General features: G+C 67.6%; 9 protein-coding genes. 6 read left to right on the top strand and 3 right to left on the bottom strand.

All coding sequences use genetic code 11. The annotated features are described in order from the left end of the window. Both A5698_RS14650 and A5698_RS14645 read left to right on the top strand, forming a co-directional pair. On the top strand, window positions 1-359 hold a 359-nt coding region (locus tag A5698_RS14650), incomplete at its 5' end, for an EF-Tu C-terminal domain-related protein (protein WP_502688928.1). A 145-nt stretch (window positions 360-504) separates the two neighbouring features. Continuing rightward, window positions 505-1,377: a cutinase family protein gene (locus A5698_RS14645; RefSeq protein WP_068298099.1), complete on the top strand. Its 873-nt coding sequence runs from the start codon at window positions 505-507 to the stop codon at window positions 1,375-1,377. Here the strand turns inward: A5698_RS14645 and A5698_RS14640 are convergent. Next, a complete protein-coding gene (locus A5698_RS14640) occupies window positions 1,325-2,734 on the bottom strand; it encodes an MFS transporter (RefSeq protein ID WP_084792451.1) in 1,410 nt (469 codons plus the stop codon). The two genes, A5698_RS14645 and A5698_RS14640, sit on opposite strands and share 53 nt — an antisense overlap. Window positions 2,735-2,817: 83 nt before the next feature. Between A5698_RS14640 and A5698_RS14635 the strand changes: the two genes are divergently transcribed. Together A5698_RS14635 and A5698_RS14630 are read left to right on the top strand one after the other, a co-directional pair. Further along, on the top strand, window positions 2,818-3,657 hold the full coding sequence (locus A5698_RS14635; protein WP_068298096.1) for an SHOCT domain-containing protein: 840 nt from the start codon (window positions 2,818-2,820) through the stop codon (window positions 3,655-3,657). 97 nt (window positions 3,658-3,754) lie between these two features. Then, entirely contained in the window at window positions 3,755-4,606 is an 852-nt protein-coding gene (locus tag A5698_RS14630; protein ID WP_197500711.1) for a mycofactocin-coupled SDR family oxidoreductase, read from the top strand. Window positions 4,607-4,681: 75 nt separating this feature from the next. Here A5698_RS14630 and rocD read toward each other — a convergent pair whose 3' ends face one another. Both rocD and ddaH read right to left on the bottom strand, forming a co-directional pair. Further along, the gene (gene rocD / locus A5698_RS14625) at window positions 4,682-5,914 is read right to left on the bottom strand and encodes an ornithine--oxo-acid transaminase (RefSeq protein WP_068298092.1); all 1,233 of its coding nucleotides are present in this window, start codon (window positions 5,912-5,914) and stop codon (window positions 4,682-4,684) included. Continuing rightward, window positions 5,887-6,738: a dimethylargininase gene (gene ddaH, locus A5698_RS14620; protein WP_068298089.1), complete on the bottom strand. Its 852-nt coding sequence runs from the start codon at window positions 6,736-6,738 to the stop codon at window positions 5,887-5,889. The genes rocD and ddaH overlap by 28 nt, the downstream gene beginning before the upstream one ends. 114 nt (window positions 6,739-6,852) lie before the next feature. Here ddaH and A5698_RS14615 point away from each other — a divergent pair, with 114 nt between their 5' ends. Both A5698_RS14615 and A5698_RS14610 read left to right on the top strand, forming a co-directional pair. Then, window positions 6,853-7,299, top strand: coding sequence for an Rv2324 family transcriptional regulator (locus A5698_RS14615; protein ID WP_067090953.1), 447 nt, complete (start codon window positions 6,853-6,855; stop codon window positions 7,297-7,299). Between the two features lie 57 nt (window positions 7,300-7,356). Beyond that, window positions 7,357-8,206: NAD(P)/FAD-dependent oxidoreductase (locus tag A5698_RS14610; RefSeq protein WP_068298087.1), on the top strand; the 850-nt coding region annotated here is incomplete at its 3' end.

The following is an 8,206-nucleotide window of genomic DNA, read 5'->3' as shown; positions in this document are numbered from 1 at the left end:
GTCTGCTGCTGCGTGGCATCAAGCGCGAGGACGTCGAGCGCGGTCAGGTCGTCGTGAAGCCCGGCACCACCACGCCGCACACCGAGTTCGAGGGCCAGGTCTACATCCTGTCCAAGGACGAGGGCGGCCGGCACACGCCGTTCTTCAACAACTACCGTCCGCAGTTCTACTTCCGTACCACGGACGTGACCGGCGTGGTGACGCTGCCGGAGGGCACCGAGATGGTGATGCCCGGTGACAACACCGACATCTCCGTCAAGCTCATCCAGCCCGTCGCCATGGACGAGGGTCTGCGCTTCGCGATTCGCGAGGGCGGCCGTACCGTCGGCGCCGGCCGGGTCACGAAGATCATCAAGTAGTTATCTGTCGCAAAGCGGCGCTCACCTGCGGGTGGGCGCCGCTTTCGCGTTTACTTCGCGACGGCTGGTTTCCCGTAACGTCCGCGGCCGCCGAGACGATGTACTTCGCGTATGCCCTGGTCGGGCGAAGAAGGGTAAGGGTTTCATGTTCGGTCGTCTCACCACGCTCGCCAGCGCAGCCGCAATCGCGGGTGCCACACTCGCGGGTCTGTCCACCGCCACGGCTCAGGCCGCGCCCGGCTGCCCGGATGTGCACTGGTTCGGAGCCGCGGGATCGGGACAGCGTGACGGCGACCTGACCTCGAACGCCGGAATGGGCGACGACATCTACCAGTCCTACCGCGACGTGCAGCGTCTGGTAACGGCCGACGGTCGCACGATGACGGCTGAGGCCGTCGAGTACCCCGCCGTCCCGGTGCCCGATGACGACGGCGGCGTCGGGGAGTGGCTCGGCTTCATGGGCAGCGTCGACGCCGGCGCTTCCGCGCTCGAGTCGCAGTACACGGCGTTCACCCAGCGTTGCCCGGAGTCGAAGGTCGTGCTCGCCGGCTACTCGCAGGGCGCGATGGTGGTGCACCGCAATCTGCATGCGGCCGGAACCAATCCGAACGTGGTGGCCGCGCTGCTCATCGCCGACGGTGACCGCCTGCCCGCCGACCCGACCATCAACATCGGCTCGGTCACCAGCGTCCCGGGCGCCGGAAAGGGCGTGGCCCAGGACTGGCCGATCCTCGCGCATGCGCCGGCGCCGCTTCCGCCCGCGATCGGTGCCCGCACAATCAGCGTGTGCGAGCTCAACGATGCGGTCTGTGACTACGACCCCGACGCCGAAGAAGTGTCGAAGGTTTCGACGCTCATCCACACCGGCTACACGAAGGCCTCGAGCGGGTACCGCTGGACCCAGCCGCTGTATCAGCTCATCGGGCCGGCGACGGTGACACCGCAGGCGCCCGACGCGCTTCCGATCACCCCGCTGGCCGCGGCGACACCGACGGACGCGACGGCTCCGACCGAGTAGCCGTCCGCCGGGCGATCGACAGCACGACCGCTCCGGCTGCGAGCAGCGCCACCGCCAGCACCGCAAGGATCGCGTCGATCGCCTCCGCGGCCGGTGTTCCGTTGCGCTGCAACATCTCCAGCACGGTCGACGCGACCGCCACGCCGACGCCCGCCAGCGACACCAAAACCGTCAGCGTGACCCCGGCGGCCTCGCCGGCCCGTTCCGGACGCACCACCGCCTGCGTCGCGACGGTGGTGAATGCGTAGACCAGACCCAGCGTCAGCCCGCACACACTGAGGGCGACGAGGTAGGGCGCCCAATCGCGCGATAGCGCAACGGCGCCGAGGCCGAGCGCGGCGGCGACCGTCGTCGCACCCATCACGGCCGCAGGCGAGCGTCGAGTGCCGAGCCTGCCGGCCAGCACACCGCCGATCGCCGCTCCCGCCGATGGGCCGAGGAACGCCAGTCCGGCGGTCAACGGGTCGAGTCCCCGGACTGTCTGGAGGAACACCGTCGACAAGAAGATGGTCACCGCGTAAGCGATGTTCGCGACGGCGCCCGCCACCACCAGGATCGTGAACCTCGCGTTGCGGACGAGCGACAGGTCGACCAGCGGCCACCGAACCCTGGTCTCGACGACGACGAACGCCGCCAGTGCGAGCAGCGAACCCGCGAACGCGGCGACGGTCGACACCGACAGCCAGCCCCAGCCGGGCGCGCGATCGAAGGTCAACGTGAACAGCCCGATCCCGACGCTGATCAACGCCAGTCCCGCCGTATCGATGCGCCGGGGCGCCGACTCGTCGAATGATTCGGTGACGACGCGCGCCCCGATGGCGAGCGACGCCGCGGCGAGTGGCACGTTCAGCCAGAAGATCCATCGCCAGCCGACGGTGTCGGTCAGCAACCCGCCGACAAGTGGACCGGCCGCATTGCCCAAAGCCGCTATGCCGTAAGCCAATCCGATCGACCGGCCAGCCCTCGCAACGCCGTACGCGTTGGTCAGCACACTCACCGACACCGGAAAGATCAACGCCGCACCCAATCCCTGCGCCACCCGGAAGGCGATCAGCACGCCGAGGGTCGGCGCCACCGCACACGCCACCGAGGCGGCGCCGAACAACGCGACCCCGGCGAGCAGCGTGCGGCGACGGCCGAAGATGTCACCGATGCGGCCCGCGGGCACCATGAACGCGCCCAAAGCCAGCATGTAGACGCTGACGATCCACTGCAGGTCGGTTGCGCTGCTGCCGAACTCGACCGCCATGCGCGGGACCGCGAGGTTCATCGCGAAGTAGTCGATCTGCACACAGAACAACGCCAGTGCGACGGCAGCCAAGGTCCACCCCGACCGCGACTTCTCCACCGATGCCATCGCACGACGATACGGCTCACCGACGGGCGATTGGCGCTAATCTGACACGCAGGTCAGGCGGTGATGACGGGAGCGTGACTGGCATGTTGTGGCGTTACATCAAGGTTCAGGCCTTCGTGCTGCTGTGTGGCATCGTCGGGCCGATCTTCTTGGTCATCTACTTCGCCTCGGGCGCCGATCCGATGATGAAGTGGATGTTCTGGGCCGGCCTGCTCATCACTGCCGCCGATGTGCTGATCGCACTGGCGATCACGGCCGGAGGAGCCCGGTCGGCGGCCAAGACCGCCGCTCTCGAACAGACCGGAGTACTGGCGCTGGCTCAGGTCACCGGAATCCACGAAACCGGCACGCGGATCAACGAACAGCCGCTGGTGAAACTCGACCTACAGATCTCCGGACCCGGCATCGCGCCGTTCGCCAGCCAGGACCGGGTGATCGCCTCGATCTCGAGGCTGCCGATGATCACCAACCGCAAGCTGGTCGCGCTGGTCGACCCGATGACCAACGAGTATCAGATCGATTGGGAGCGAAGCAGTCTGGTGAGCGGGATGATGCCCGCCAACTTCACCATCGCCGAGGACAACCGTACGTACGATCTGACCGGCCAGACGGAGCCGCTGATGGAGATCCTGCACATCCTCAAGGCGAACAACATCGGGCTCAACAACATGATCGACCTGAGGTCGAATCCCGTTGCACGTCAGCAGGTTCAGCAGGTCGTGCGCCGAGCGGCGGCTGCGCATCAGGCACCGGCCGGCACCGCCCCGCCACCCGCCGCGGTACCAACCGCCGCCCCTTCAGTCGCACCCCCGGAACCATCGACCGCTGCGCGCCTCCAGGAACTCGAGACGCTGCGCGCTATGGGTTCGATCTCCGAGGGCGAATACACGGCGAAGCGCCAGCAAATAATCGCTGACCTGTAGCCTTTCGGAGCCCGCTGATCCCATTGAGTGAATCAGCCGCTAGAACACGTTTCAGTTTGGCTGTTAGCCTGTCCGGAGGATCCCGGAAGGAGCAGCGGTGACGGCGATCAACCGACCCCTGGAAGGCCGAGTGGCATTCATCACCGGAGCCGCGCGCGGGCAGGGGCGGGCGCACGCGGTGCGGCTGGCCGGTGAGGGCGCCGACATCATCGCGATCGACGTCTGCGCCCCGATATCGGAGACGATCACCTACCCGATGCCGACGTCGGAGGATCTGGCCGAGACGGTGCGCGCGGTCGAGGCGACCGGCCGCAAGGTGCTCGCCCGCGAAGTCGACATTCGAGACCTGGCCGCGCTACAGCAGGTGGTGGCCGACGGCGTCGAGCAGTTCGGCAGGCTCGACATCCTGGTGGCCAACGCCGGCGTGCTCAGCTGGGGCCGCATCTGGGAGATGTCGGAAGAGCAGTGGGACACCGTCATCGACGTCAACCTCAACGGGACGTGGCGCACCATCCGCGCCGCCCTGCCGGCGATGATCGCCGCGGGCAACGGCGGATCGGTCATCATCGTCAGTTCCTCGGCCGGGTTGAAGGCCACGCCCGGCAACGCGCATTACGCGGCGTCCAAGCACGGACTGACCGCGCTGACCAACGCGCTGGCCATCGAGGCCGGCGAGTTCGGGATCCGGGTGAACTCGATTCACCCGTACTCGATCGAGACGCCGATGGTCGAGAAGGACGCGATGATGGCGATCTTCGCCAAGTATCCGAGCTATCTGCACAGCTTCGCTCCGATGCCGTACCAGCCGCTCGACGAGGAGAACAAGGGGCTTCAGGGGTTCATGGAGCCGGAAGAGGTGGCCGACGTCGTCGCGTGGCTCGCCGGTGACGGTTCGAAGACGCTCTCCGGTAGCCAGATCGCGGTCGACCGCGGCGCGATGAAGCACTGACTTTTCCCTCGCGAACAGACGCAAAACTGCCCAATTTCCGCCGATTTCCGGCAGTTTTGCGTCTGCTCGCCGAACTCAGGGGACCAGCAACACAGCGGCGAACTGGTCGATCGCCCAGGCGATTTCGGCCTCGGTGATCACCAGCGGAGGAGCGAACCTCAGCGTCGAACCGTGGGTGTCCTTGACGAGGACGCCGCGCTGCGCCAGGCGCAGGCTGACTTGTTTGGCGGTGCCCGAGCGCGGGTCGATGTCGACGCCGGCCCACAAACCCTTACCGCGGACCGCCTCGACGCCGTGACCGATCAGCGACCGCAGCCGCCGGTGCAGATGTGCGCCGAGTTCGGCTGAGCGGCGCTGAAATTCGCCACGCCGCAGGATCGCCACCACGGTCGACCCGATCGCCGCGGCCAGCGGATTGCCTCCGAATGTCGAGCCGTGCTCTCCGGGATGCAACACGCCGAGGACGTCAGAGTCGGCGACCACCGCCGACACCGGCATCACGCCTCCGCCGAGGGCCTTCCCGAGCAGGTACACGTCGGGCGTCACATCCCAGTGCTCGCAGGCGAACGTCTTGCCGGTGCGCGCCAGACCGGACTGGATCTCGTCGGCGATCAACAGCACGTTGCGCTGCGTGCACAACGCGCGCAGGCGGGGCAAAAAGTCATCGGGCGGAACGATGATCCCCGCCTCGCCCTGGATCGGTTCGATCAGCACCGCGACCGTGTTCTCGTCGATCGCGTCGGCGAAGGCATCGGCGTCGCCGAACGGCGCGACGCGGAATCCGGGGGTGTACGGGCCGAAGCCGCGGCGGGCCGTCTCGTCGTCGGAGAAGCTGATTATCGTGGTGGTGCGGCCGTGGAAGTTGTTGTGCGCCACCACGATATTCGCGGCATGCGCCGGAACGCCCTTGACGTCGGCGCCCCATTTGCGGGCGACCTTGATGCCGCTCTCGACGGCCTCGGCGCCGCTGTTCATCGGCAGCACCATGTCCTTGCCGCACAGGTCGGCCAACGCGGCGCAGAAGGGCGCCAGACGGTCGGAGTGGAACGCTCGGCTGACCAACGTCACGGTGTCCAGCTGGGCATGCGCGACCGCGGTGATCTCGGGGTTGCGGTGCCCGAAGTTAACCGCCGAATACGCCGCAAGACAATCCAGGTAGCGACGGCCCTCCACATCGGTGATCCACGCGCCCTCGGCGCTGGCGGCGACCACCGGAAGCGGCGCGTAGTTGTGCGCCACGCAGCGGTCGTCGATCGCGGCGCCCGTCGCCTCCAACGTGGTCACGGATGCACCTCCAATGTGCAGCATTTGATCGATCCGCCGCCCTTGAGCAGTTCGGAGAGATCGACGCCGACGGGGTTGAAGCCGGCCTCGCGGAGCTGGGCGGCGAAGCCGGTGGCCGCGGCGGGTAGCACGACGTTGTACCCGTCGGAAGCCACGTTGAGGCCGAGGACGTAGGCGTCGGCACTTGCGACCTCGATCGCGTCGGGGAACAGCGTCCGCAGGCTCACCCGCGAGGTGTCGCTGAACGCCGGCGGGTAGTACGCGACCGTCGTGTCGTCGAGCACGGCGAGCGCGGTGTCGAGGTGGTAGAACCGCGGATCGACCAGCTCGAAGCTGTAGGTGGCGAGTCCCAACAACTGCGCGATCTCGTCGTGGGCTCGGCGATCGGTCCGGAATCCGTAGCCCGCCAACAGGATCGAACCGGCGATGAGCAGGTCGCCCTGGCCCTCGTTGGTGTGGCGGGTCTGCACGGACTGATACCCGTGCTGAGACATCCACTCTGCGTACGCGAACGCTTCGGCCGCGCGCTGCGGGTAGGCGAACCTCGCGACGACCGCGACGCCGCTGGCGATCAGGCCGCCGTTGGCGGCGTAGACCATGTCGGGCAGCCCCGGGACCGGATCGACGATGTCGACAACGTGCCCGAGCTCCTTGTACGTCCGGCACAACGTCTCCCACTGGGCGAGGGCCAGCTCGTTGTCGACAGGCGTCGCGGTATTCATCCACGGGTTGATCACGTACTCGACCGCGAAGTAGGTCGGCGGGGTCATGACGTAGTGACGCAGGCGCGCCCGCCGCCGGGAGGGCCGGTTCGGCTGGCGTGCCGCGGCGACATCGATAACCGTCATGAATCCACGGTAGGGATGCCCTTGGGCGCAATCAATCGTTGACTGTTGCGTGTCTACCAGCGAAAGATTGCGTATAGTTCGTCAAATCAGCGATTCATTGTGCGGAGGTGTCGGATGAACCGCCTCGACGCGACCGACGAGCAGATCCTCGCCGCCCTCACGGACGACGCGCGCGCCACGTTCGCCGAGATCGGGGAGCGAGTCAACCTCTCCGCGCCCGCAGTCAAGCGCCGGGTCGACCGCATGCTCGACACCGGAGTCATCCGCGGCTTCACCACCGTCGTCGACCGGACCGCCCTGGGCTGGACCACCGAGGCCTACGTGCAGGTGTTCCGTCACGGAACCATTGCCCCAGAACGGTTGCGGGCGGCCTGGATCGACATCCCGGAGGTGATCAGCGCCGCCACCGTCACCGGAACGGCCGACGCGATCCTGCACGTCGTCGCGCGCGACATGCGGCACCTGGAGGAGGCGCTGGAACGGATCCGCTCGGCCGCCGAGGTCGAGCGCAGCGAGAGCATCGTGGTGTTGACGAACGTGATCGACCGCGATCGAGGCTGAGCACCATTGGCCGGGGTGGCGGACAAATCGCCGTAGGGATCGTGTAAGAAACTGCCCATGACCACATCAGCGGGCATCGTCATCGTCGGCGGCGGACTCGCGGCCGCCCGTACCGCCGAGCAGCTGCGGCGATCGGAGTACACCGGCACGGTCACGATCGTCAGCGACGAGGACCATCTGCCGTACGACCGGCCTCCGCTGTCGAAGGAGGTGCTGCGCGCCGAGACCGACGACGTCACCCTCAAGCCCGCGGAGTTCTACGAGGAGAACAACATCACCGTGCGGCTCGGCAACGGCGCACGGTCCCTCGACACGGCAGCGCAGACCGTCACGCTCGCCGACGGGTCCGAGCTGGGTTACGACGAGCTCATCATCGCTACCGGTCTGGTGCCCAAGCGGATTCCGTCCTTCCCCGATCTCGCGGGCATCCACGTACTGCGGAACTACGACGAGAGCGTGGCCCTGCGCCAGGAGGCGGGGTCGGCTCGGCGCGCTGTGGTCGTCGGGGCCGGGTTCATCGGCTGTGAGGTCGCGGCGAGCCTGCGCAAGCTCGGCGTCGAGGTGGCACTGGTGGAGCCGCAGCCGACGCCGCTGGCGGCGGTGCTCGGCGAGCAGATCGGCGAGCTGGTTGCCCGGGTGCACCGCGCCGAGGGTGTCGACGTCCGCTGCGGTGTGGGCGTCGCGGAGGTGCACGGTTCGGATCGCGTCGAGAAGGTGGTGCTCGGCGACGGCACCGAACTCGACGCCGATCTGGTGGTCGTCGGCATCGGCTCGCATCCGGCGACCGAGTGGCTCGAGGGCAGCGGCATCAAACTCGACAACGGCGTCGTCTGCGATGACCACGGCCGCGCCAGTGCACCGCACGTCTGGGCCATCGGAGATGTCGCCTCATGGCGGCACAACCTCG

It is taken from the genome of Mycobacterium sp. E136, assembly GCF_001666865.1.
In the GTDB taxonomy this organism is placed as follows: Bacteria; Actinomycetota; Actinomycetes; order Mycobacteriales; family Mycobacteriaceae; genus Mycobacterium.
Note: the sequence above shows the minus strand (reverse complement) of the source record. Positions and strands in the feature narration are given on the sequence as shown.

Bases quoted from the DNA above. Each gene is read 5' to 3' on its own strand.
- A5698_RS14645 (WP_068298099.1), top strand. From the start codon at position 505: ATGTTCGGTCGTCTCACCACGCTCGCCAGCGCAGCCGCAATCGCGGGT.
- rocD (WP_068298092.1), bottom strand. From the start codon at position 5,914: ATGCTGCACATTGGAGGTGCATCCGTGACCACGTTGGAGGCGACGGGC.
- A5698_RS14635 (WP_068298096.1), top strand. From the start codon at position 2,818: ATGTTGTGGCGTTACATCAAGGTTCAGGCCTTCGTGCTGCTGTGTGGC.
- ddaH (WP_068298089.1), bottom strand. From the start codon at position 6,738: ATGACGGTTATCGATGTCGCCGCGGCACGCCAGCCGAACCGGCCCTCC.
- A5698_RS14640 (WP_084792451.1), bottom strand. From the start codon at position 2,734: ATGGCATCGGTGGAGAAGTCGCGGTCGGGGTGGACCTTGGCTGCCGTC.
- A5698_RS14615 (WP_067090953.1), top strand. From the start codon at position 6,853: ATGAACCGCCTCGACGCGACCGACGAGCAGATCCTCGCCGCCCTCACG.